Origin of the sequence: Rhodococcus sp. IEGM 1305 (genome assembly GCF_030058635.1) — a bacterium.
Taxonomy (GTDB): Bacteria; Actinomycetota; Actinomycetes; order Mycobacteriales; family Mycobacteriaceae; genus Rhodococcus_F; species Rhodococcus_F opacus_D.
The window spans coordinates 32,782-56,863 of sequence record NZ_JASHKX010000024.1 but is presented as its reverse complement, the minus strand read 5'-3'; the positions used below and the strand labels follow the sequence as shown (position 1 = coordinate 56,863).

Below are 24,082 nucleotides of genomic sequence, written 5' to 3'. Positions count from 1 at the left end.
GAGAGAGCCGACCGGTTCGGTCAGAGACCGAAGTCGCGGCGGACCTGCTTGGTCCGCTGGTGCTCCACGTAGAACGACAGGAACGGAATGGTGCCCGCGAGTAGCGTTCCGACCGTCCGGCCCGCGGGCCAGCGCACCTTGACCGCCAGGTCGAGCGTCACCAGCAGGTAGACGAAGTACACCCAGCCGTGGACCACGGCGATCCAGCTGGGCAGGTTGTCGACTTTGAAGATGTACTTGGCCACCATCTCTGCGGTGAGGACCAGCAGCCACACACCGGTGGCGTAGGCGAGGACGCGGTAGCGCAGGAGCGCGGGGGCGATCTTCTTCTGCTTCGCGGTGTCTGCGACCGAACCGGCAGTCGTTTCGTCTTGGCCCGTGCTCACGTGGTGCTCCTATCGGTCTCGCGAGCAGACAGCTCGGCGAGGTACTGGTTGTACTGCGAAATCTGCCGGCTCTCGAGGTCGTCCGGGTCGTCCTCGGCCACCGAGGGGCGAGGGGGCAAGACGTCGGCCGGGATCTCCCGCAGTTCGGTGGGAGCATCCGGGACGTCGGCGGGGTCGGCCGGTTCGGCGTCCTCGAGCTGCACGAATCGCCGATAGGCGTAGACGAGGAACGCCGCAAACAGGGGCCACTGGAATGCGTAGCCGAGATTTTGGCCGGTCCCGCCCACCGCTTCGAAACGTGTCCACTGCCACCAGCCGAGTGCGAGGCATCCGACAGCCCCGACGACCACCAACAGGATCAGCGCGGGGCGGCGTTGCTTACGGTTACCGGACACGTAACGACGGTACCTGAATCGCTGAATGCGCTGCTAGGAGAGGTTGCCGCTATGGTGGCGGTCACAGCCGCCGGAGGCGCCCGACGAGCCGTCGATCTAAGCGAAACAGGGCCGCCGAATCGGCAGGGAAACCCGAGAAGTGCGCGAGGGGGGACTTGAACCCCCACGTCCGTTGGACACCACATCCTAAGTGTGGCGCGTCTGCCATTCCGCCACTCGCGCGCGAGGACAGACTACGCCACACCTCGACAGGAGCCCATCCTCGGATCAGCCTGTGTGCTCACCACCCTGTGTCCAGCGATTTCGGCCGGCCCACGTCGGTGTCTGACTGTGACAATTGGGGCAGAGGAACCGGATCTGATGCAAACGTGAGTCGAGGGGATCACCGTCAATGTGGTCGACGTGCAGAGTCAAGGGGCTTCCGCACCAGTCGTCGCCGAGGCCGCAGAGAACACATTTGTATTCGACCCCGGCCTCGATCAGGGCCCGGCGCAACAGATGTGGTTTCACTCGTGCGCTACCTGGTGGTCGTTCCACGAGAATCTCCTCCCACGACATGCGATTGCGAGCCGGCTTGCCCTTGGTGTGTGCGCTCCCGGTGAAGTGCGTCGTATCGATTCCGAACCTCTTGATCTGTCGACTCAGGTGAGCCTGTGTCCCACCCGCGGGTTTCAGGCCGAGGTAGCGCATGACGCCGGCCACGCTCGTCGATTCCGCGACCGCCTGCTCGAGCGCTTCTCGCGTGTACTTCATCTCGCACTTGCCACCCGCCGCTGCGCGCGCTGGTGCCGCCAGACGGCGTGGGTGAAGGTGGCGGGCGTGATCTCGAGCCGCACTGCTGCGGAGGCGACGAGGTGTTCGGCGTCTGCCGTCGATGGGGGTGCTTCGAGATCGAGCGCCTCGCCGAGGAACTCGCACACCAGGCGGTGAGATTCGGCGGTGCGGATGCCGAGTTGCATGGCGAGGCACTCCCAGGTGGCGGCACCGAACCCGGGTACCCCGACGATCGCGTTCCGCTGGGCCTCGTCGTCGCGGAGATCCGCCGAGGTGGTGCAGCCCAGCTCGGTGAGCGAGCGTGCCGCCGAGGCGACGGCCTCGGCCTTGGTGGTGTAGTTCCCCGGTACTCGCTGCCGGTTGTTCAGGACGGCCAGGAGGCCTTCGGGTTCGTCGGCGTGTGCGGCGAGCGCCGTGAGGTCGTCGAGAGGTGCGGCCCGGTGATCGCGCCAGCGGGTGATGACGGCGCGGACCCCCGTGGTGGGCGTGCCGTACGTGGCGCGGGCGGAGAACGCGGCATCGAGCAGACCGGCTTCGATCTCGTGCGGCCAGCCCTCCGTCCAGTGCGGCCACGACTCTCGTGGCAGCTTCGCGTCGACATGATCGAGTAGGGCGCGGACGTGGGCTGTGCTCATTTCTTCCCCCCGGAGAATGGCTGTCGGCTGTTCCTGGATTCGAACATTAGTGCGAGGGTCCGACAGGTTCGGTTTCGCTGGTCGCGGACCCGGGTTCGGGGGCGCGGACCTGCATGAACCTGGGACTTCGTCAAGGTGGTAACAGATTGATAACGATTAATATGAGGCTTTCCTCAGGTTCTTGGACGTCCTCGCACCGCCCTCGTCCAGCACGGACGCGATCTACTCACCGGTCACTTCACGGGAGGGCTGTGAGAGACATCACGCGATATTTCTCCGATGCACGCCTGTGACACCCCGGCGGCATTTGAACGTGAGGAAATCCTCATGATTCTGTGTCAACCTTGAACAGCCCGGAAGAGCTGATCAGAGCCGATACAGCTGGCACACGATGCCGAGGGCGGCAGACACTATCCCCACCTCCCCCTAGAGGGGACCAGGAGAGGACATACGCGTGACGATTGACGACACGACACCCGCAGGAAACGGAAAAAACTCGAAGGGTTCGCGGCGCATCGGCGTAGACCGGGACGACACTCGGTCGTCGAGCAAGGGCACCCTCGTGGATCGTCTGCTCGGAGGTGAGCCGTACGCGCTCGCCTTCGGTGGTCAGGGCGCGCCCTGGCTGAGCTCGCTGGAGGAACTGAGCCGCGACAACGGACTCGAGCCGGCACTCACCACCATCGTCAACGACGCGGCCGACCACCTGGCCCCCGTGGCGCAGGAACTCCTCGTCGTGCGCCCGGTCGGATTCGACCCCATCGCATGGATCCTCGAGCAGGAACTCGCCGACGAAGAGGACGGCGCCCAGGCGGCCGGACCCTCCGCGGCAGCGCTCACCTCGGCGGCGGTGTCTCTCCCCGGCGTCTTCCTCACCCAGATCGCAGCGCTGCGTGCGCTGGCAGCTCAGGGCCTCGATCCCGCGGTTACGGCTCCCGTGTCGGTGATCGGCCACTCCCAGGGACTCCTCGCCGCGGAGGCCGTTGCCTCCTCGGGTCAGAAGGACGGCGAACTCCTCGCCCTCGCTCAGCTCATCGGTGCGGCTGCCGGCCTCGTCGGCCGTCGTCGCGGAGTGATCGCCGCCGCCGACTCCACCCCGATGCTCGCTGTCTCCAACGTCGACCCGGAACGACTCCGTCAGATCGTCGAGGAGCTCGCCGAAGGCCTCGAGCCCGAGCGCGCAGCCGTCCTCGGCATCCGTAACGCCCGTCGCCGCGTCGTACTGTCCGGCCCGCCCGCCCAGCTGGCACGCGTCCAGCAGCGGTGCGAGCAGATCGAGGCCGACGAAGCCCGTGAGCGCGACGCCAAGAAGCGTGGCGGCTCCATCTTCGCGCCCGTCTTCGAGCCCCTCGCGGTCGAGATCGGCTTCCACCACCCCGCACTCGCGGAGACGATCGACATCGTCGGCCAGTGGGCCGTGCGCTGCGGTCTCGACGAGGAGAAGGCCCGCGCTCTCACGAGCGCCTGCCTCGTCGATCCCGTCGACTGGGTCGCCGCCGTCGACAGCACCCTCGAAGCCGGTGCCGCGTGGATCCTCGACCTCGGACCCGGTGACCTCCTCACCCGCATGACGTCGGCCAGTGTCCGCGGCCAGGGCGTCGGCATCGTTGCCGCCGCGACCCGTGGCGGTCACCGCAACCTCCTCACCCCCGGCGCAACCCCCGAGGTTCCCGCCGCGTGGACCGAGTTCCTCCCGAAGCCGGTGTCGCTGCCGGGCGGCCGCATCGGCGTCGAGACCGCGTTCACGAAGCTGACCGGTCGTTCGCCGATCCTGCTCGCCGGCATGACCCCGACCACGGTCGACCCGAAGATCGTCGCCGCAGCAGCCAACGCAGGCCACTGGGCCGAGCTCGCCGGCGGTGGCCAGGTCACCGAGCAGATCTTCGCCGACAACGTCGAGAAGCTCACCGGGCTGCTCGAGCCGGGCCGCGCCGTGCAGTTCAACTCGATGTTCCTCGACCCCTACCTGTGGAAGCTCCACGTCGGTGGCAAGCGCCTCGTGCCGAAGGCCCGTGCCGCGGGTGCCCCGTTCGACGGTGTCGTCGTCACCGCCGGTATCCCCGAGCTCGAGGACGCCGTCTCGATCATCGGAGACCTCACCGACGCCGGCTTCAGCTACGTCGCGTTCAAGCCGGGCACGGTCGCGCAGATCCGCTCGGTCATCCGCATCGCCAACGAGGTTCCCTCGTTCCCCGTCATCGCCCATATCGAGGGCGGCCGCGCCGGTGGCCACCACTCGTGGGAAGACCTGGACGACCTCCTCCTCGACACCTACGCCGAGCTGCGCACCCGGCCGAACCTGGTCCTGTGCGTCGGTGGCGGCATCGGCACGCCCGAGCGGGCTGCCGACTACCTGACCGGCCGCTGGTCCGTTGCACACGGCTTCCCGGCCATGCCGCTGGACGGCATCCTGGTCGGCACCGCCGCCATGGCCACCCTCGAGGCCACCACCTCTGCCGAGGTGAAGCAGCTCCTCGTCGACACCCCCGGTACTCCGGACTGGGTCGGAGCAGGCACCGCCGAGGGCGGCATGGCCTCCGGCCGCAGCCAGCTCGGCGCCGACATCCACGAGATCGACAACGCAGCGTCCCGCACCGGCCGTCTGCTCGACGAGGTCGCCGGTGACGCCGACGCCGTCGCCGAGCGTCGCGACGAGATCATCGAGGCACTGAACATCACGGCGAAGCCGTACTTCGGCGACGTCGCGACCATGACGTACGAGCAGTGGCTGCGCCGCTACCTCGAGCTGGCCGTCGGCATCGACGCGGCGAAGGCATTCGACTGCAGCACCGACCTCCAGGACGCCATCACCGAGGCCACCGAGAGCCCGTGGCTCGACATCACCTGGCGTGCGCGCTTCGGTGAGATGCTGCAGCGCACCGAGTCGCGTCTGCACCCGGTCGACCGTGGCCCCATCCCCACCCTGTTCGCCGACGACGCGATTCTCGAGCGTCCCGAGGCGGCCGTCTGCGCCCTGCAGGCGCAGTACCCCGACTACGCCACCACGGTTCTGCACCCCGCGGACGTCTCCTTCTTCGTCTCGCTGTGCAAGACCCCCGGCAAGCCGGTCAACTTCGTGCCCGTCGTCGACGGTGACGTCCGCCGCTGGTGGCGTTCCGACTCGCTGTGGCAGGCACACGATCCTCGCTACACGGCCGACCAGGTTTGCGTCATCCCCGGCACCGTCGCCGTCGCCGGCATCACGCGCGTCGACGAGCCTGTCGGCGAGCTGCTGGACCGCTTCGAGAAGGCCACGTACGACGAGCTGGTCACCGCCGGTGTCGCGCCGCTGTCGCTGCCCGCACGCCGTCACGCGGACATTGCCCGCGGCCTCCTCGACACCGTGCTGTCGGCTCCCGACATCCAGTGGGCCTCGCGCCTGACGCTGAACCCGGTTCGCCGGCTCGGTGACCTCGACAAGTGGTCGATCGAGTCCGACACCCTCGCGGTGCACGAGACCACCGGTGCCGAGCTGTCCGTCATCGACGACCAGCAGGTGCTCCTCACCGTCCCGCTGGTGGCAGCCAAGTCCGTCCAGATCACCATCACCGTTCCCGCGTCCGTCGCGGACGGTGGCGCTCCCGTGGTCACCGAGGCCGACGCCGAGAAGTCGATGACCGCGCTCCTCGCGGTCGCGGCCGGTCAGGAACTGCCCGCCGTCAAGAACGGTGTCGCACGCCTCAACCTCGCCTGGACGCCCGACCTGGTCGCCGACCACGCCGGTGTCACCGGCTCGGGTCTGCCCACGACGCTGAGCGTCAGCGGCAAGGCCGTCCCGGACGTGGTCGTCGGCGCTTGCTGGCCGGCCGTGTTCGCCGTGCTCGGTGCTGCCAAGACCGAGGACTCGCTGTCCGTCATCGAAGGCATGCTCGACCTGGTCCACCTGGACCACAGCGTCGATTTCGTCGGCGAACTGCCTTCGGAGACCAGCATTCTCGTCGTCAAGGCCGAGGTCGCCTCGGTTCTCGACACCGACCTGGGCCGCGTCGTCGAGGTCAAGGTCGAGGTCGGCGCCATGCTCGGCGAGGGCCTGGACGCGCCTGCCGTCGTCACCCTGTCGGAGCGCTTCGCGATCCGCGGCCGCACCGGCAAGGGCGAACTGTCCGACCCGGCCCGCGCCGGTGGCTCGCTGAGTGACGAGGCCGTCGACACCCCGCGTCGTCGTCGCCGCGACACCACGATCGTCGCTCCCCGCAACATGGGCTCCTTCGCCCAGGTGTCGGGCGACCACAACCCGATCCACACCTCCGACAACGCGGCACTGCTCGCCGGCCTCGGCAGCCCGATCGTGCACGGCATGTGGCTCTCCGCCGCCGCCCAGCAGGTCGTCACCGCCGTGGATCCGGCCGAGACCAAGACGCCGCCGCGTCGTCTCACCGCCTGGACCGCACGCTTCCTGGGCATGGTTCGCCCGGGCGCCGAGATCGACGTCCGCGTCGACCGCATCGCCGTGGACCGGGGCGCCGAGATCGTCGAGGTCGGCTGCCGCATCGACGGTGAACTGGTGATGGTCGCAACGGGTCGCACCGCCGCCCCGAAGACCGTCTACGCGTTCCCCGGACAGGGCATCCAGCGTCCCGGCATGGGCCTCGACGCCCGCGCCCGCTCCAAGGCCGCCCGTGAGATCTGGGACCGCGCCGACAAGCACACCCGCAAGGCCCTCGGCTTCTCGATCCTCGCCGTGGTCCGCGACAACCCGACGGTCGTCAAGGCCCGTGGTGTCGAGCACAAGCACCCGGACGGTGTCCTGCACCTGACCCAGTTCACCCAGGTCGCGATGGCGACGCTCGGTGTGGCTCAGGTCGCCGAGCTCCGCGAGTCCGGTGCCTTCGTCGAGGGTGCCCTGCTCGCAGGCCACTCGGTCGGTGAGTACAACGCTCTCGCCGCCGTCGCCGGTGTGCTGCCTCTCGAAGCTGTTCTCGAGGTGGTCTTCCAGCGTGGTTCCGCGATGCACGCACTCGTTCCCCGCGACGAGGCCGGCCGTTCCGACTACCGGATGGCTGCCATCCGCCCGTCGCAGATCGGTCTGGCCGACGACGACGTCGAGGCGTTCGTCGCCGGTGTCGCCGAGGCGACCGGTGAGTTCCTGCAGATCGTGAACCTGAACCTGCGTGGCTCGCAGTACGCCATCGCCGGTACGGTCGCCGGACTCAACGCGCTGGAGGTCGAAATCGACATCCGCCGTGAGGCTTTCGGTGGCAAGCGCGCGTACATCATGGTCCCGGGCATCGACGTTCCGTTCCACTCGACGGTGCTGCGTGGCGGCGTCGACGACTTCCGTGGACGTCTCGAGGAACTGCTTCCGCAGGACATCGACCCGGCCATCCTGATCGGGCGCTACATCCCGAACCTGGTCCCCAAGCCGTTCTCCCTGAAGAAGGAGTTCGTGCAGGAGATCGCCGACCTGGTGCCGTCGAAGCCCCTCGACAAGGTGCTGAAGGACTTCGACTCCTGGGCGAAGAAGCCGGTCCAGCTCACCCGCGTGGTCCTCACCGAGCTCCTGGCCTGGCAGTTCGCCAGCCCGGTGCGCTGGATCGAGACGCAGGATCTGCTGTTCGCCGACGAGTCCGAAGGTGGACTGGGTGTCGAGCGGTTCGTGGAGATCGGTCTGGGCTCCGTCCCGACCGTCGCGAACCTCGCATCGCAGACCCTGAAGCTGCCGGGCCGCTTCGGCTACCCGGTCGAGGTCCTCAACATCGAGCGTGAAGCGTCCATCGTGTACTCCACCGACGTCGATCCGGCGCCGGTCGAGGACGACGAGCCCGCAGCACCCGCAGCCGAGGCGCCCGCCGCATCGGCCGCACCCGCCGCGGCTCCGGCCGCGGCCGCTGCACCGTCCGGTGGACCGCGTCCCGACGACATCGCGTTCAAGGCCGCAGACGCCACCAAGGTCCTGATCAGCCTGTGGACCAAGCTCCGTCCCGATCAGGTCGGCCCCGTCGACACGATCGAGGCGCTGTGCGACGGCGTGTCCTCACGGCGTAACCAGCTGCTCGTCGACCTCGGCTCCGAGCTCTCGCTCGGCGCGATCGACGGTGCGGCGGACGCCGACATGGGTTCGCTCGCCGGCACGGTCGACTCCCTGGCCCGTACGTACAAGCCGTTCGGCCCGGTGCTGTCCGACTCGATCAATGATCACCTCCGCAAGGTCTTCGGCCCCTCGGGTCGTCGTCCGGCGGCCATCGCAGACCGCGTGAAGAAGGTCTGGGAACTCGGCGACGGCTGGGCGTACCACGTCACCGCCGAGGTGGCGCTCGGAACCCGCGACGGTTCCAGCATCCGTGGTGGTGACCTCGGTGGCCTGGCCGGCGGCGGTCTCGCCGACGGCGCCGCAGTGGACGCCGTCATCGACAGCGCAGTGGCCGCAGTGGCCTCGCGCCGTGGGATCAGCGTCTCCCTCCCGTCCTCGGGTGGCGGAGCCGGTGGCACCGTCGACGCCGCGGCGCTGGGCGAGTTCACCGAGCACATCACGGGCCGCGACGGCGTGCTGGCCTCGGCCGCCCGCCTCGTGCTCGAGCAGCTCGGCTTCGCAGGCGACACGGCGACGGCAGCGCAGCCGACCGACACCGAACTCGTCGACCTCGTGTCGGCGGAACTCGGTTCCGACTGGCCGCGACTGGTCGCTCCCGCGTTCGACGCCAAGCGGGCGGTGCTGCTCGACGACCGCTGGGCCAGCGCACGTGAGGATCTGGCTCGTCTGTGGATCGACGCGGCAGGCGTGGAGTCTCTCGAGATCGAAGGGTTCGCCGGTGCAGGCAAGTCCGTTGCGGCGCAGGCCGCATGGTGGCAGGCCCGCGCAACCGACGAGGGTCGCACGGCTCTGGCCGAGAAGTACGGGCGTATCGCGGAGGCGGCAGTCGTCGTCACCGACGAGACCCCGGAATGGGCAGACCAGGTCGCCGTCGTCACCGGTGCCAGCAAGGGTTCCATCGCGGCCTCGGTCGCAGGCAAGCTCCTCGCCGGCGGCGCAACGGTCTTCGTGACCACCTCGCGTCTCGACGACAAGCGTCTCGGCTTCTACCGCGACCTCTACCGCCGCAATGCTCGCGCCGGTGCCGCCCTGTGGGTGGTCCCCGCGAACATGGCGTCCTACACGGACATCGACGCGCTCATCGAGTGGATCGGTGAAGCCCAGTACGAGACGGCCGGTGGATCGAAGAAGCTCGTCAAGGAAGCGGTCACCCCGACGCTGCTGTTCCCGTTCGCCGCGCCCCGCGTGGCAGGCGACCTCGCCGACGCCGGCGCCCGCGCCGAAATGGAGATGCGCGTTCTCCTGTGGTCGGTGGAGCGTCTGATCGGCGGACTGTCGAAGATCGGTTACGACCGTGACGTCGACACCCACCTGCACGTCGTCCTGCCCGGTTCCCCGAACCGCGGCCTGTTCGGTGGCGACGGTGCGTACGGCGAGGCCAAGGCCGCGCTGGACGCTGTGGTCGGCCGCTGGAAGGCCGAGCGCAACTGGGCCGAGCGCGTCACCCTGGTGCACGCTCTCATCGGCTGGGTCCGCGGAACCGGCCTCATGGGCGGCAACGACCCGCTGGTCGAGGCCGTCGAAGGTGCCGGAGTCCGTACCTGGTCCACCCAGGAAATGGCCACCGAGCTGCTGCAGTGGTGCGAGCCCGAGGCACGTCGCCTCGCCTCCACCGAGCCGCTCGCGGCCGATCTGACCGGTGGGCTCGCCCAGGCGAACCTGGACCTGCCCGCGCTGGCGAAGCAGGCTCAGGAAGCTGCGACCGCTGCTGCCGAGGCCGACGCGGATGCGGACGAGCTCGACACCATCGCGGCTCTGCCCGCCCCGCCGCGGGTCTCCGAGTCGGTGGCACCGGCTTGGGCCGGCGTCACGGCGGCTCCGGAAGACCTCGTCGTCATCGTCGGCGCCGGTGAGCTCGGACCGTTCGGTTCCTCGCGTACCCGCTTCGAGATGGAGGTCGACGAAGAGCTTTCGGCGGCAGGCGTTCTCGAACTCGCCTGGAACACCGGACTCGTCGTGTGGGAGACCACGCCGTCCGCAGGCTGGTACGACGCCGAGACCGGGGAACTGGTTCCGGAGGCCGAGATCGCGGACAAGTACCACGACGCAGTCGTCGAGCGCTGCGGCATCCGCCGCTACGCGGACGACGGCGCGATGGTCGAGAACACCGCACCGCTCCTCACGTCGGTCTTCCTCGACAAGGACCTGAGCTTCGTGGTCAGCACCGAGGCGGAGGCACTGGCCTTCGTCGAGGCCGACCCGGAGAACACGGTCGCGACGCCGGTTCCGGACAGCGGTGACTGGCAGGTCACCCGCCGTGCGGGCACCGAGATCCGCGTCCCCCGCAAGATGAAGCTCACGCGCAGCGTGGGTGGTCAGATCCCGACCGGATTCGACGTCACCAAGTGGGGCATCCCCGCCGACATGGCCGACTCCGTCGACCGCGTGGGCCTGTGGAACATCGTCGCCACGGTGGACGCGTTCCTCACCGGTGGATTCACGCCCAGCGAACTGCTGCGGTGGGTGCACCCCTCGCTGGTCGCCAACACCCAGGGCACCGGCATGGGCGGCATGACCTCCATGAGGTCGCTGTACATCGACACGCTGCTCGGCGAGAACCGGCCGAACGACATCCTGCAGGAAGCCCTGCCGAATGTGATTGCGGCGCACGTGGTCCAGTCCTACGTCGGCGGTTACGGCGCCATGGTCCACCCGGTTGCGGCGTGCGCCACGGCCGCGGTGTCCGTCGAAGAGGGCGTCGACAAGATCAAGCTCGGCAAGGCCCAGCTCGTGGTCGCCGGCGGGTTCGACGACCTCAGCGCGGAGGGCATCATCGGATTCGGTGACATGTCCGCCACGGCCAAGACCGACGACATGCGGGCCAAGGGCATCGACGACCGTCGATTCTCCCGGGCCAACGACCGTCGTCGCGGCGGGTTCGTCGAGTCGCAGGGTGGTGGCACGATCCTGCTGGCCCGCGGTGACCTGGCACTGGAGATGGGCCTGCCCGTCCTCGGTGTGGTCGCCTACGCCGGCTCGTTCGCGGACGGTGTCCACACGTCGATCCCGGCTCCCGGAATCGGTGCGCTCGGCGCGGGACGTGGGGGAGCGGATTCGCAGCTCGCCCAGTCCCTCGGCAAGCTCGGTGTCAGTGCCGACGACATCTCGGTGATCTCCAAGCACGACACGTCCACCGCGGCCAACGATCCCAACGAGGCGGAGCTGCACGAGCGCCTCGCCGGGGCACTCGGCCGCAGCGAAGGTGCGCCGCTGTTCGTGGTCTCGCAGAAGAGCCTCACCGGACACGCCAAGGGTGGTGCCGCAGCATTCCAGCTGATCGGTCTCTGCCAGGTGCTGGACCAGGGCATCGTGCCGCCGAACCGCAGCCTCGACTGCGTCGACGAGAAGATGGCCGAGTTCGAACACCTCGTGTGGGCTCGGGAGCCGCTCCGCTTCGGCGAGCAGTTCCCGCTGAAGGCCGGTCTGCTGACCAGCCTCGGCTTCGGGCACGTGTCCGGCATGGTCGCGGTCGTGCACTCGCAGGCGTTCGTCGAGGCCATCCCGGCCGACAAGCGTGAGGCGTACCTCGAGCAGGCACGCAAGCGCACCGTCGAGGGTCAGCGTCGTCTGGCGAAGGCCATGGTCGGTGGCGGCAGCCTGTACGAGCGTCCGGCGGATCGTCGCTTCGGCGGCGACAGCGTCCCGGCCGCAGCGTCCCGTCAGCTCGAGGCGGACGTCCTGCTCACCGAGGCCGCGCGCCTCGGAGCGGACGACGTGTACAGCTCGGGTCTGCCCGGCTGCAAGTAGGAACGACGGATGGGAGTTCTGGGGATCGGCTTCGATCTCGTGACGGTGTCGGAGTTCGCCGAGCAGCTGGACCGGCCAGGGACGGCAATGCTCGACAACTTCACACCGGGCGAGCGTCGGGACGCCGTGACCCGGAGCTCCGATCCGGCTAGACATTTCGCCGCCCGGTGGGCTGCGAAGGAGGCAGTGATCAAGGCCTGGTCCACGTCTCTCTTCGCCAGCCCGCCGGTGCTGCCCGAGATGATCCACCACCTGATCGAGGTGGTGACGGATGCGTGGGGACGGCCGAGTATCCGCTTACGCGGGGACGTCGCCAAGCATCTGACCGACGTGAGGATTCACATCTCCCTCACACACGACGGAGACATGGCGGGCGCGTTCGCCGTCATCGAGTCCCTGTAGGCGCCTCCGGCGCCCGTGCGCCTTTCTGGTAGCTTCCGGCCCCCGGAAGGGCGCACAGGCGCGTAGCGGCTAGGTGGAGCGCGATTCCTTCTCGGCGACCAGCAGGTATGCCACCATCAGCCGTTTGAGTTCGGCGACGGCGTCTGCGTGGCTCTGATTGTCCTGCACGGAGAAGTTGAGCATCGAGTACACGACGTGGACGAGCACCTCGGCCATCATCGTCCGCCGCTCCCGCGACGTCCGCGGGGTGAGGGGCGCGAGCATCCGTGACACCTGCTCCGCGAACGCCTTCTCGTGGATGGCGCCGGTGGCGCGGGTCGAGGGCGTCGACTGCATCGCCAGCCACACCTCGCGCCTCGACGGGTCGGATGTCCACAGGCCTGCCATGTGGTCGACGAAGGAATTGAGGAACCGCAGCCAGTCGAGGGACGGGACCTCACCGTTGAACTGGGCGATCTCGTGCTGGACGCCGACGAGATCCTGCCGGTTGAGTTCGCAGACGATCACGTACTTGTTCGCGAAGAACTGGTAGAGGGTGCCGATCGGGACGTCCGCGCGTGCGGCGACCTCCTCGCACGTGAACGATTCGAATCCCACGTCCACCAGCAACTCCCGCGATGCCGTGAGCAGCGCGTCGAACTTCCGGCGACTACGTTCCTGGGTCGGACGTCTGCGGGGCAGGAGTTCCTGCGGGTCCGACTGCAGCTCCAACGCCGGGTCCACTCGGCGCGGCGCTTGCTTGCTGACTGAAGACTCCACCGCCCCAGGCTATCCGTCTTTCGTCCGGATTCCGAAGATCCCTCCCGGTGACGCGTCGGGTTTCACCTGGGCGAGGAGACTGCTCGCGCCGTTTCGGTGTGAACGATGTGATCGCCCACAAGTTGCCGACCGCTGCGTTACCGACCCACCACAACGCCGGTGACGGACGGCCGACAACATGCAGCCGCCCGTCGCGTCGATCAGACGGACAGGTCCCGCCGCAGTTTCGCGACGTGGCCGGTGGCGCGGACGTTGTACTGGGCCACTTCGATCTTCCCGTCCTCGTCGACGAGGAACGTGGAGCGGATGACACCCTGCACGGTCTTGCCGTACATCTTCTTCTCGCCGAACGCGCCCCACGCCTCGAGCGTGGCCTTGTCGGGATCGGACAGCAGAGGGAACGTCAGTTCCTCGTTGTCACGGAACTTGGCCAGCTTCGCCGGCTTGTCGGGTGAGATGCCGATCACGTCGAGGCCTGCGCCGTTCAGGTCGGCGAGGTTGTCGCGGAAGTCGCAGGCCTGTTTGGTGCAGCCCGGCGTGCTCGCCGCCGGGTAGAAGTACACGACGACCTTGCGGCCGCGGTAGTCGGCGAGCGACACGTCGTTGCCGTCGGCGTCGGGCAGCGTGAAGGCGGGTGCGGTGTCTCCGGGGGCGAGTCTGTTGTTGTCGGTCACGAGAAGTCAGGCTACCGGGACGGTCTGACCGTGGGCCGCGGCGCGATCGGGGGAGACAGAGTCGCTGGTCGCGTGTTCTCGTCTACGGTTGACGCAAGTGTGGGATCGTCGCGGTAGCGTCGCTCTCGCTGATCGAACCAGTCGAACAAGTTGGAGGACACGTGCCCAGGGACACCGAGAGCATCGAGCGTGAGATCGAGAACGCGCGTAATCAGCTCGCGAGCACTCTCGACGAATTGACGGTCCGCACCAACCCGAAGCGTCTCATGGAGAACACGAAGCGGACGCTGATCGCGAAGCTGAACGAGCCGGCGGTCAAGTACGGACTGATCGCCGTGGGTGCGGTGGCAGGGCTCCTGGTGCTCCGCAAAGCGTTGCGCTGAACGACCCTCGTCACTGACGGGCCGTCGGATGTGAAGTTCGCAGTGACTTCACGTTCCGGCGGCCTGTTCGTCATCCGACAGCCCACTCGGTGCGGTGAGATCGTGACACGAGAAAGGCCCCCATCCTCGTGAGAGGATGGGGGCCTTCGTGCAAGTGCGCCCACAGGGACTCGAACCCCGGACCCAGTGATTAAGAGTCACTTGCTCTACCAACTGAGCTATAGGCGCTCGCTCTTGCGAGACAGAACATTAGCGGGTCGCTTCTCGGGAATGCAAATCGCCTGGTGGCGACTGCCCGTGGCGACCCGATCCGGACGGTGGCGCGTAACAACAGCGCCGCTGGTCACGATTGATATTCGAACGTTATTGAGCGGCTCGGCGCTTGGTTGGAACCGGTCTCCAGTGGCTGGCATCATTGGAGACCACACGGTCTCGACGTGCTGATTCGTCTTGCGAAGGCGAGGGACGTGCCGGCTTGAACGTGAATTCGGAGCGAGGACGTGAAGTGGGGTTATCCATGGGTGTGGGGCGTGGCGGGCGCGTGCGTGCGCAATCGGTGAGATCCGTCTCGAAGACGGTGACGATTGTGGCGGCATCACTCGTATTCGCAGTGTCGATCGCAGGGTGCACCGTCTCCGGTGCCGACAGCGTCACGTCGGAAGGTGAGGCGCCGATCGATTCCAATCCGGTCACCGAACTCATCAAGCCGAAGCTGACGGCGTCGGCCGTCGATGGTGCGGTGGGATTCTCGCCCGGACAGCCGGTGACGGTGACGGTGGCCGACGGCACGCTGGCGGCGGTCACCATGCTCAACCCGGAGGGCGAGCCGGTCGACGGCGCCATCGCCCCCGACGGGTTGTCCTGGGTCAACACGGAGCCGCTGGGCTACGACAAGGAGTACCGGCTCGAGGTGAAGGCGAACGGACTCGGCGGCGGCACCACCTCGACGTCGGCGTTCACGACCAGCGCGCCCGGCAACGTCACCAAGCCGTACGTGATGCCGTCGGAGGGTGACGTGGTGGGCATCGGTCAGCCGATCGCGGTCCAGTTCGACGAGAACATCCCCGACCGCAAGGCCGCGGAGGCCGGCATCACCGTCACGACGAATCCGCCCGTCGAGGGCGCGTTCTACTGGGTGAACAACCGTGAGGTGCGGTGGCGTCCGCAGAGCTACTGGGCCCCCGGCACCGCCGTGGACGTCAAGGTCGCCGTGTACGGCCGTGATCTCGGTGACGGACTGTTCGGCCAGGAGGACGTCCACACGGCGTTCACCATCGGCGACGCCCTGGTCGCGACGGCGGACGACAACACCAAGCAGGTGACGTTCGAGCGCAACGGCGAAGTGATCATGACGATGCCCACGTCGATGGGTAAGGACGACACACCCACCGACAACGGCGTGTACATCATCGGCGACCGGTTCGCGAACCTCGTCATGGACTCGTCCACCTACGGTGTGCCGGTCAACTCCCCGCAGGGATACAAGACGCCCGTCGATTGGGCGACGCGAATGTCCTACAGCGGCATCTTCTTCCACTCGGCGCCGTGGTCGGTGGGGCAGCAGGGGTACTCGAACGCGAGCCACGGCTGCCTGAACCTGAGCCCGTCCAACGCGAAGTGGGTGTACGACAACACGAAGCGCGGCGACATCGTGATCGTCAAGAATACGCTGGGCGGCACGCTGTCGGGCACGGACGGCCTCGGCGACTGGAACATCCCGTGGGATGTCTGGAAGGCGGGCAACGCCAACGCCTGACGGCGGGCGTCAGACCAATCGCAAAGAGGAAAGCCCCCGGCCGAGGCCGGGGGCTTTCCGTGTGGGGTGAGTGACGGGACTCGAACCCGCGACAGCCAGGATCACAACCTGGTGCTCTACCAACTGAACTACACTCACCATGTGCTTCAGGCACCGCCCGGGGGCAGTAACTTCGGCGAGGAAGATACTAGCGCGTCCGGTGCCCGAGAAGCCAATCGGTATCTCAGGCGGGCCCGAGTTCCTCGACAACTGCGGCGATGTCGCTGGTAGACGGTCCGGGCTCGGGCACGAACGCCGTCTTCCGGTAGTACTTCAGTTCCCGGATCGACTCCTTGATGTCGGCCAGGGCGCGGTGGGCGAGACCCTTTTCGGGCTGACCGAAGTAGATCCGCGGGTACCAGCGCCGGGACAGTTCCTTGATGGAGCTGACGTCGATCATCCGGTAGTGCAGGTAGGTGTCGAGGTCCGGCATGTCGCGGGCGATGAATCCGCGGTCGGTCGCGATCGAGTTGCCTGCGAGCGGCGCCGTCCCGGCGACCGGCACGTGCTCGCGGATGTAGGCGAGCACCTGCTGCTCGGCCTCGGCGAGCGTGACCGTGGACTTCCGGACCTCGTCGGTCAGCCCCGAGTTTTCGTGCATCTTGGTCACCACGTCGGGCATGGCCGCGAGCGCGTCGTCGTCGGCGTGGATGACGATGTCGACACCCTCACCGAGCACGTTCAGCTCGCTGTCCGTGACCAGAGCTGCGATCTCGATCAGCTTGTCGGTGCCGAGCCGGAGCCCGGTCATTTCACAGTCGATCCACACAAGTTTGTCCTGCACCAGGAACACAGTAGTCACGTGAGTGACGGGATAAGGTCTGCGGTAGACACTTTCTCCCGACGTGCGTGATTCGAGGAGGGCTTGGATGACCCAGCAATCGCAGGACGGCGACGCGACCTCGACCCCGGCGGAAAGGGCGGCGGCGGCGAGGGCGGCGGCCGCCGAAGCGGCCAGGATCGCGGCGGAGGCTGCGGCAGCGGCAGAGGCGGCGGAGCAGGAAGCCCGGGACGCGGAGGCCGCGGAGAACCGTGCTCCCGCAGACGTCGCCGCCTCCTCCGGTGCCGCCGCGGACATCGCGGCCGGATACTCCTCGGAGGGTGCGGCTCTGGAGCTGGGAACGGTGGTGCTCGACGGCGCCGTGGATCCGGCGGCCCGGGTGCGTATCCCGCTCGCGACGGTCAACCGGCACGGACTCGTCGCCGGCGCCACCGGGACGGGAAAGACGAAGACGCTGCAGGGTATTGCCGAGCAGTTGTCGGCTGCAGGGGTTCCCGTGGTGATGGCCGACGTGAAGGGCGACCTGTCGGGCCTGTCGCAGCCGGGTGAGGCGGGCGACAAGATCACCGCCCGAGCGTCCGAGACGGGTGACGACGAGTGGCGGCCGGCGGGATCCCCGGTCGAATTCCTCTCGCTGGGAACGGAAGGCTTGGGGATTCCCGTCCGCGCGACCATCACGGCGTTCGGGCCGATCCTGCTCGCCAAGGTTCTCGGGCTCAACGAGACTCAGGAGTCCACGCTGGGGCTGATCTTCCATTGGGCCGACGTTCAGGGGCTTGCGCTGCTCGACCTGTTGGATCTGCGATCGGTCATCGCGCATCTCACCAGCGACGAGGGCAGGGCCGATCTGAAGGGGATCGGCGGCGTGTCCCCGGCCACGGCGGGTGTGATCCTCAGGGCCCTCGTCAATCTCGAAGCCGACGGCGGCGACACGTTCTTCGGGGAGCCCGAGCTCGAGACCGAGGACCTGCTCCGGGTGATCGACGGCAGGGGCGTGATCACGTTGTTCGAGTTGGGCGCCCAGGCCGCGCGCCCGGCATTGTTCTCCACCTTCCTGATGTGGGTGCTGGCCGATCTGTTCCAGACGTTGCCCGAGGAAGGCGATCTCGACAAACCCAAACTCGTCTTCATCTTCGACGAGGCGCACCTGCTCTTCGCGGACGCGTCGAAGGCGTTCCTGCAGCAGGTGGAACAGACCGTGAAGCTCATCCGCTCGAAGGGTGTGGGGGTCTTCTTCTGCACCCAGTTGCCGACGGACGTCCCGAATGCGGTGTTGTCACAGCTCGGCGCGCGGATCCAGCACGCGCTGCGCGCTTTCACTCCCGACGATCAGAAGGCGCTCACGAAAACGGTACGGACGTACCCGACCACCGAGAACTACGACCTCGAGAAGGCTCTCACCTCACTGGGCATCGGTGAGGCGATCGTCACGGTCCTGTCGGAACGGGGTGCACCGACGCCGGTGGCGTGGACGAGGATTCGGCCTCCCCGCTCGCTGATGGACACCATCGGCAACGACGCGATCACCGCCGCGGCGTCGTCGAGTCCGCTGTCGGCGAAGTACCGGCAGACCGTCGACCGCGAATCGGCGTACGAGAAGCTGACGGCCAAGGTCGCCGGGGCACCGGCCACGGAACCGGGCCTCGACCTGCCCCCGCTTCCCGACCTGCCGCCCCCGCCGCCCGCACAGCGGGAGGGTCCGAACATGGCCGAACAGATTCTCGGGAACTCCGCGGTGAAGAGCTTCCTCCGCTCGGCCGCGTCGGCCGCCGGCCGCGAGATCTCCCGCAGCATCTTCGGGACGGGCAAACGTCGCAGGCGCTAGAAACGCTGGGCGAATGTACCTTTCAGCGCCTCGGCAGGGGTGACCGGTACATTCACCCGGGGGTCATCCGCCCAGCTTCTTGTAGAACGTTCCGACGATCGGGGCGACCACCGCGCGCGGGCTGTACTGCCCGGCAACGGACATCGCCTTGCTGATGATGCCGGGCACGACGCGCATCTTGTTGTCGGCCAGACCATCGAGTGACACCTTGGCGGTGTATTCGCTGGAGATCCACAGGAAGTCGGGCACCAACTTGTCTACGATCGACGCGTCCGCCGGATCGGGCTCCTCGGTGCGGACCGGGCCGGGTGCGAGCAGCGTGACGTTCACTCCCGTTCCCTTGAGTTCGCCGCGCAGCGACTCGGAGAAGGTGTTGACGAACGCCTTGCTGGCCGCGTAGGTGGCGTTGTGGGGGATGGGCATGTTGCCTGCCGCGGAGCCGACCATGAGGATGGCGCCGGACTTGCGTTCGAGCATCCCGGGCAACACCGCGAGGGTGAGGTCGTGCACCGCAACGGCGTTGAGTTCCACCTGGGCCCGCTCGTACGCGGGATCGAGTCCGGCGACCGGGCCGAACGTGGCGATGCCCGCGTTGTTGCACAGGACGCTGATCTCACGTCCGGACAGTTCGGTGACGAGGGTGGCCCGCGCGTCTCGATCCGACAGATCGCACGCGCGCACGTCGACCTCGACGCCGTGCTTGTCACGCAGGGCCGCAGCGAGTGAATCCATCACCTCGCCGCGGCGCGCGACGAGGATCAGGGAGTGGCCCCGGGAGGCCAGGTCGGTGGCCAGCGCCTCGCCGATTCCGGACGAGGCGCCGGTCACGACGGCGCGGGCACTGGGGGTGGGGTTCGGCAAGCTCACGGTCAGCAGCGTAGTGCGTCAGATGCGCGCGGCAAGCCGGGTGCCCTGCTCGATCGCGCGTTTGGCGTCGAGTTCGGCTGCGACGTCGGCGCCGCCGATGACGTGGGTGGTGACGCCGGCGACGGTCAGTTCGTCGACGAGGTCACGCACCGATTCCTGACCTGCGCAGATCACGACGTTGTCGACGGCGAGGGTGCGGGGCCTCTCGCGTTTGGCGCCGAACGTGATGTGCAGGCCGTCGTCGTCGATGCGCTCGTAGTTGACCCCGGACAGTTCCTGCACGCCCTTGTTCTTCAGCGCTGCCCGGTGAACCCAGCCCGTGGTCTTCGCGAGTCCGGCGCCGATCCGGCCGCTCTTGCGCTGCAGCAGGTACACCTCGCGCGGCGACGGTTCGGGAATGGGTGTGGTGAGGGCGCCCGCCGCCGCTTCGGGTTCGGTGACACCCCACTCCTGCTTCCACTCCTTCAGGTCGAGCGTCGGCGAGTGCTCGTGGGTGAGGAACTCGCTGACGTCGACGCCGATCCCACCGGCCCCGATCACCGCGACCGACTGCCCGACGGCCTTGCCGCCCCGCACGACCTCCGGATACGTGAGCACCTTCGGGTGGTCGATACCCGGAATGGACGGAACCCGCGGCGTCACCCCGGTCGCGACGATCACCTCGTCGTACTCGCCGACCAGCTCGGTCGCGGTGACACGGCTGTCGAGCCGGACGTCGACACCGGCGAGCGGAAGCTGGCGGTTGTAGTACCGGATCGTCTCCGCGAACTCCTCCTTGCCGGGGATCTTGCGGGCGATGCCGAACTGTCCGCCGATCTCCGAATCCGCCTCGAACAGGGTCACCGAGTGGCCGCGCTGTGCCAGGCCCAGTGCTGCCGACAGGCCCGCGGGTCCGGCGCCGACGACGGCGACACGCTTCGCGGCCCGGGTGGGGGAGAGTGTCAGTTCCGTCTCCCGGCCTGCACGGGGATTCAGCAGGCACGACACGTGCTTGCGGACGAAGGCGTGGTCGAGGCAGGCCTGGTTGCACGCGATGCACGTGTTGATCTCGTCGGGGGTGCCCGCTTCGGCTTTGCGCACCCAGTCGGGATCGGCGAGCATCGGGCGCGCCATCGAGATGAGCTGCGCGTCACCGCGGGTCAGGATTTCCTCGGCGACCTCCGGCATGTTGATCCGGTTCGACGCGGCCACGGGGATGCTCACGTGCTTCTCGAGCTTGCCGGTGATGTCGGCGAACGCGGCCCGCGGCACCGACGTCACGATCGTCGGAACACGGGATTCGTGCCAGCCGATGTCGGTGTTGATGATGGTCGCGCCCGCGGCCTCCACTTCCTGTGCCAGCGCGACGATCTCGTCCCACGTCTGACCGCCCTCGACGAGGTCGGCCATCGACAGGCGGAAGATGATGATGAAGTTGGGGCCCACCGCCTTGCGAGTGCGGCGGACGATCTCGACGGCCATCCGCCTGCGGTTCTCGGGAGTGCCGCCCCACTCGTCGGTGCGCTTGTTGGTGCGCTCGCACAGGAACTGGTTGATGAAGTAGCCCTCGCCGCCCATGATCTCGACGCCGTCGTAGTTCGCCTGCTGCGCGAGCCGGGCGCAGCGGACGAAGTTGCGGATCTGCCAGCGCACGCCGCGGCCCGTGAGTTTGCGGGGCCGGAACGGGTTGATCGGGGCCTTGATCGACGAGGCGGAGACGCTGAAGGGCTGGTAGCTGTACCGGCCGGCGTGCAGGATCTGCAGGGCGATCTTGCCGCCCTCGTCGTGCACCGCCTTCGTGATCGCGCGGTGCCTGCGGGCCTCGACTCGGTGGGTGAGCTTGGCGCCGAACGGCAGCAGCCAGCCCGTCCGGTTGGGCGCGTAGCCGCCGGTGACGATCAGCGCGACACCTCCGCGGGCGCGCTCGGCGAAGTACTCGGCCAGACGGGGAATGTCCTTGGCGCGATCTTCGAGCCCGGTGTGGATGGAACCCATGATCACCCGGTTCTTCAGCGTCGTGAAACCGAGGTCGAGGGGAGCGAGGAGCTGCGGGAACTGGGTCATTGGCGGCGTGTCCTTACTGTGCGAGCGCGTCGAGTACTTCTTGGCACCAGTCGGCGAATCCCTCTTCGACGCGGATTCCGCCGCGCAGGACGAGGTACTGGTGCAGGGCTGCCCCGGAGAGCTGGTCCGGTGCGGGAAAGTCACGTTTTTCGATCATGCGGTAGACCTCGAGCCGGGCGGCGTGGCCGTCGCGGTGGCGAGCGACCTCGGCCGTGAGTGCGGCGATGTCACCGTGCTGAGCGGCGCGGATCTTCACTGCCAGCTCGTTGCGCAGGTGGTTGGGCTCGGTCGGTTCGGCGATCCAGCGCTCGAGTTCCGCGCGCCCGGCCGCGCTGACCCGGTACACCTTCTTGTCGGGTCTGCTGTCCTGCGCCACGACCTCGGCGTCGACCCATCCGGACTCGTCCATGCGTTTGAGGACGCGGTAGATCTGCTGGTGGGTGGCGCTCTGGAAGAAGCCGATGGATTTGTCGAACCGGCGCGCCAATTCGTAGCCCGAGCCGGAGTGCTCGGTGAGGGAGACGAGGAGCGCATGTTCGAGTGCCACGAACCGAAGTATGTATGCAACGAGGTGCGTATGCAACTGAGTGCACACTTAGTAGTTCCGTCCGAGCGGGACACTCGTCGCGTCGGACCGTACGAACTCCCCGTTCGCTCGCATAGGCTCGCGGACATGAGCACCGACGTTCGTCCGCCGGCCGGGATCGGCGAGGCCGCGACGCGCAGACAGGTTGTCGCGTGGGGGTTGTGGGACTGGGGATCGGCCGCGTTCAACGCCGTGATCCTCACGTTCGTCTTCTCCGTGTACCTGACGGACGCCGTGGGGGAGGACCTGCCGGGGTCGATCTCCGCGAGCACGTGGCTCGGGTGGTCGCTCGGCATCGCCGGTTTCCTCATCGCCGTGCTCGCCCCTGTCACCGGTCAGCGATTCGACGCCGCCGGACGACGTAAGTGGGCGCTCGGTGTCCTCACGTTCGCGACGGTCGGGTGCATGGCGGCGATGTTCTTCGTCCGCGACTCGTATCAGTACCTGTGGCTCGGGCTGGTGCTGCTGGCCGCGGGTTCGGTGATCTTCGAACTGGCCGGCGTCCCGTACAACGCGATGCTCAGGCAGGTGTCGACGCCGGCGAACATCGGCCGGGTGTCCGGGTTCGGCTGGGCGATGGGCTATTTCGGCGGGATCGTGCTGCTGCTGCTGTGCTACTTCGGATTCATCTCCGGTGACGGCGACAACCGGGGATTCCTCGGGCTCACCACCGACGGCGGACTGAACATCCGGATGGTGGCGCTGCTCGCCGCCGTCTGGTTCGCGATCTTCGCGATCCCCGTCCTGCTGAAGGTCCCCGAGCTACCCCGCCCCCACGCGGATCCGGGTGCCGACAAGGCCGGTTTCGTCGAGTCGTACCGGGTGCTGTGGCGCGATCTGCGCGACCTCTGGGTCGCCGACCGGCGCACCGTGTACTTCCTGGTGGCGAGTGCGCTGTTCCGCGACGGACTGGCCGGTGTCTTCACGTTCGGCGCCGTCCTCGCCGTCAACGTCTACGGCATCGGCGCGGGTGACGTGCTGCTGTTCGGCGTCGCGGCCAACGTCGTCTCCGCGCTCGGCGCGCTCACCGCCGGCCGGTTCGACGATCGGATCGGACCGAAGACCGTCATCATGACGTCCCTGATCGCGATGATCGTCGTCGGCGTCGTACTGACGGCCGTCTCCGGACCGGCCATGTTCTGGATCTTCGGACTGCTGCTGTGCCTGTTCGTCGGTCCCGCGCAGTCATCCGCGCGGACGTTCCTGGCCCGGATCACACCGCCAGGCCGGGAGGGGCAGATGTTCGGTCTGTACGCGACCACCGGTCGCGCGGTGTCGTTCCTCTCGCCCACCCTCTTCGGGCTGTTCGCCTGGTGGTTCGCGGCGGATCGGGCCGGGATCATCGGACTGGTGATCGTGCTCGCGATCGGGCTCGCCGCGCTGACGGTGGTGAAGGCGCCCGAGCGCGACTAGCGCCGCGCGCGATTGTCATCGATCCGGAGCTTCTCCGGGAACAGCCGCCGCTGTGTCAGCCAGCCCGCCGCCGCCACGACGATCCAGATCAGCGTGGCGAAGAACTGCTGGCTGCCCTCGTTCGGATCCTCCAAGAAACCCAGCGGGGGGATGGCCAGGCCGAGCCCGGTCAGGACCATGCTGGCGCCGCCGAGCGCGGTGAGCCACAACAACGCCCGCGCCCGGTACCGGTCGGCGAGGAAACCACAGGCGACGGCGAGCGCGACGATCACGACTCCGCTGAGGAGCCAATTCGCGTCGTCGGGTTGCAGGACACGACTGAGCTTGGCCCCGATGACGGCGCCGGTGATGATCCCGAGAAAGAATGCGGCGAACTTGAAGATCAGGGTGGTGGCCACCCACGCCACGACTGCCCCGATCGCCGCGACCAGAAACGTCGTCTCGAGCGACAGCGACAGCAGATCGGCCAGGAGCCAGCCGAGGCCGAAACCCGAGGCGAGAACGGCGACGTGGAGTGAACCGACACCGGCGAAGCACAGAACGGCGCCGACCAGAAGGATTGCGATGCCACTCATGGTGCCCTCCC

At 67.9% G+C, this 24,082-nt stretch carries 17 protein-coding genes and 3 tRNA genes; 6 read left to right on the top strand and 14 right to left on the bottom strand.

The genetic code is table 11. The features are described from left to right. Positions 1-20: 20 nt before the first annotated feature. From QM693_RS26310 to QM693_RS26290, 5 genes are all read right to left on the bottom strand, one after another. Positions 21-386: a DUF3817 domain-containing protein gene (locus tag QM693_RS26310; RefSeq protein ID WP_037236425.1), complete on the bottom strand. Its 366-nt coding sequence runs from the start codon at positions 384-386 to the stop codon at positions 21-23. Continuing rightward, entirely contained in the window at positions 383-781 is a 399-nt protein-coding gene (locus tag QM693_RS26305; protein WP_283353794.1) for a transcriptional regulator, read from the bottom strand. The genes QM693_RS26310 and QM693_RS26305 overlap by 4 nt, the downstream gene beginning before the upstream one ends. Before the next feature lie 140 nt (positions 782-921). After that, positions 922-1,003: transfer RNA gene (locus QM693_RS26300), tRNA-Leu, on the bottom strand. A gap of 45 nt (positions 1,004-1,048) precedes the next feature. Continuing rightward, the gene (locus QM693_RS26295) at positions 1,049-1,534 is read right to left on the bottom strand and encodes an HNH endonuclease signature motif containing protein (RefSeq protein WP_283353793.1); all 486 of its coding nucleotides are present in this window, start codon (positions 1,532-1,534) and stop codon (positions 1,049-1,051) included. Continuing rightward, complete coding sequence (locus QM693_RS26290; RefSeq protein ID WP_283353792.1) at positions 1,531-2,190, bottom strand: DUF8548 family protein; 660 nt, start codon at positions 2,188-2,190, stop codon at positions 1,531-1,533. Before QM693_RS26290 ends, QM693_RS26295 begins: the two co-directional genes overlap by 4 nt. A gap of 454 nt (positions 2,191-2,644) precedes the next feature. On the opposite strand from QM693_RS26290, the gene QM693_RS26285 reads away from it, so the two are divergent. Both QM693_RS26285 and acpS read left to right on the top strand, forming a co-directional pair. Then, positions 2,645-11,968 carry a type I polyketide synthase gene (locus tag QM693_RS26285; RefSeq protein ID WP_283353791.1) on the top strand — a complete coding sequence of 3,108 codons (9,324 nt, stop codon included), beginning with the start codon at positions 2,645-2,647 and terminating at the stop codon, positions 11,966-11,968. Positions 11,969-11,977: 9 nt separating this feature from the next. Beyond that, positions 11,978-12,370, top strand: a complete 393-nt coding sequence (gene acpS, locus QM693_RS26280) for a holo-ACP synthase AcpS (protein WP_037236411.1) — start codon at positions 11,978-11,980, stop codon at positions 12,368-12,370. A gap of 69 nt (positions 12,371-12,439) precedes the next feature. Here the strand turns inward: acpS and QM693_RS26275 are convergent, their stop codons facing one another. Next, the gene (locus QM693_RS26275; protein WP_011594442.1) at positions 12,440-13,129 is read right to left on the bottom strand and encodes a TetR family transcriptional regulator; all 690 of its coding nucleotides are present in this window, start codon (positions 13,127-13,129) and stop codon (positions 12,440-12,442) included. Positions 13,130-13,329: 200 nt separating this feature from the next. Then, positions 13,330-13,803, bottom strand: coding sequence for a thioredoxin-dependent thiol peroxidase (gene bcp, locus QM693_RS26270; RefSeq protein WP_007296587.1), 474 nt, complete (start codon positions 13,801-13,803; stop codon positions 13,330-13,332). Between the two features lie 161 nt (positions 13,804-13,964). Here bcp and QM693_RS26265 point away from each other — a divergent pair, with 161 nt between their 5' ends. Further along, the gene (locus QM693_RS26265) at positions 13,965-14,186 is read left to right on the top strand and encodes a DUF3618 domain-containing protein (RefSeq protein WP_005248277.1); all 222 of its coding nucleotides are present in this window, start codon (positions 13,965-13,967) and stop codon (positions 14,184-14,186) included. Between the two features lie 155 nt (positions 14,187-14,341). Here the strand turns inward: QM693_RS26265 and QM693_RS26260 are convergent. Then, positions 14,342-14,414: transfer RNA gene (locus QM693_RS26260), tRNA-Lys, on the bottom strand. A gap of 289 nt (positions 14,415-14,703) precedes the next feature. Here QM693_RS26260 and QM693_RS26255 point away from each other — a divergent pair. Then, positions 14,704-15,942, top strand: coding sequence for a L,D-transpeptidase (locus QM693_RS26255; RefSeq protein WP_283333553.1), 1,239 nt, complete (start codon positions 14,704-14,706; stop codon positions 15,940-15,942). Between the two features lie 62 nt (positions 15,943-16,004). Here QM693_RS26255 and QM693_RS26250 read toward each other — a convergent pair. Both QM693_RS26250 and orn read right to left on the bottom strand, forming a co-directional pair. Next, positions 16,005-16,080: transfer RNA gene (locus tag QM693_RS26250), tRNA-His, on the bottom strand. Between the two features lie 85 nt (positions 16,081-16,165). Further along, a complete protein-coding gene (orn, locus tag QM693_RS26245; RefSeq protein WP_005570251.1) occupies positions 16,166-16,765 on the bottom strand; it encodes an oligoribonuclease in 600 nt (199 codons plus the stop codon). An 85-nt stretch (positions 16,766-16,850) separates the two neighbouring features. On the opposite strand from orn, the gene QM693_RS26240 reads away from it, so the two are divergent. Continuing rightward, complete coding sequence (locus tag QM693_RS26240) at positions 16,851-18,587, top strand: helicase HerA-like domain-containing protein (RefSeq protein WP_283333554.1); 1,737 nt, start codon at positions 16,851-16,853, stop codon at positions 18,585-18,587. Positions 18,588-18,650: 63 nt separating this feature from the next. Here QM693_RS26240 and cmrA read toward each other — a convergent pair whose 3' ends face one another. Genes cmrA through QM693_RS26225 form a run of 3 tightly spaced genes read right to left on the bottom strand, consistent with a single transcriptional unit; the run spans position 18,651 to position 22,044 of the window. Continuing rightward, on the bottom strand, positions 18,651-19,454 hold the full coding sequence (gene cmrA, locus QM693_RS26235) for a mycolate reductase (RefSeq protein ID WP_283353790.1): 804 nt from the start codon (positions 19,452-19,454) through the stop codon (positions 18,651-18,653). Positions 19,455-19,472: 18 nt separating this feature from the next. Then, positions 19,473-21,497 (bottom strand): NADPH-dependent 2,4-dienoyl-CoA reductase, encoded by a 2,025-nt coding sequence (locus QM693_RS26230; RefSeq protein WP_283353789.1) that lies wholly within the window; start codon positions 21,495-21,497, stop codon positions 19,473-19,475. A gap of 13 nt (positions 21,498-21,510) precedes the next feature. Further along, entirely contained in the window at positions 21,511-22,044 is a 534-nt protein-coding gene (locus QM693_RS26225; RefSeq protein WP_280784716.1) for a PadR family transcriptional regulator, read from the bottom strand. Positions 22,045-22,170: 126 nt separating this feature from the next. Between QM693_RS26225 and QM693_RS26220 the strand changes: the two genes are divergently transcribed. Continuing rightward, positions 22,171-23,496, top strand: coding sequence for an MFS transporter (locus QM693_RS26220; protein WP_283353788.1), 1,326 nt, complete (start codon positions 22,171-22,173; stop codon positions 23,494-23,496). Here the strand turns inward: QM693_RS26220 and QM693_RS26215 are convergent. Then, positions 23,493-24,071 (bottom strand): DUF4203 domain-containing protein, encoded by a 579-nt coding sequence (locus QM693_RS26215; RefSeq protein WP_280782320.1) that lies wholly within the window; start codon positions 24,069-24,071, stop codon positions 23,493-23,495. The genes QM693_RS26220 and QM693_RS26215 overlap by 4 nt on opposite strands. Positions 24,072-24,082 lie beyond the last annotated feature (11 nt).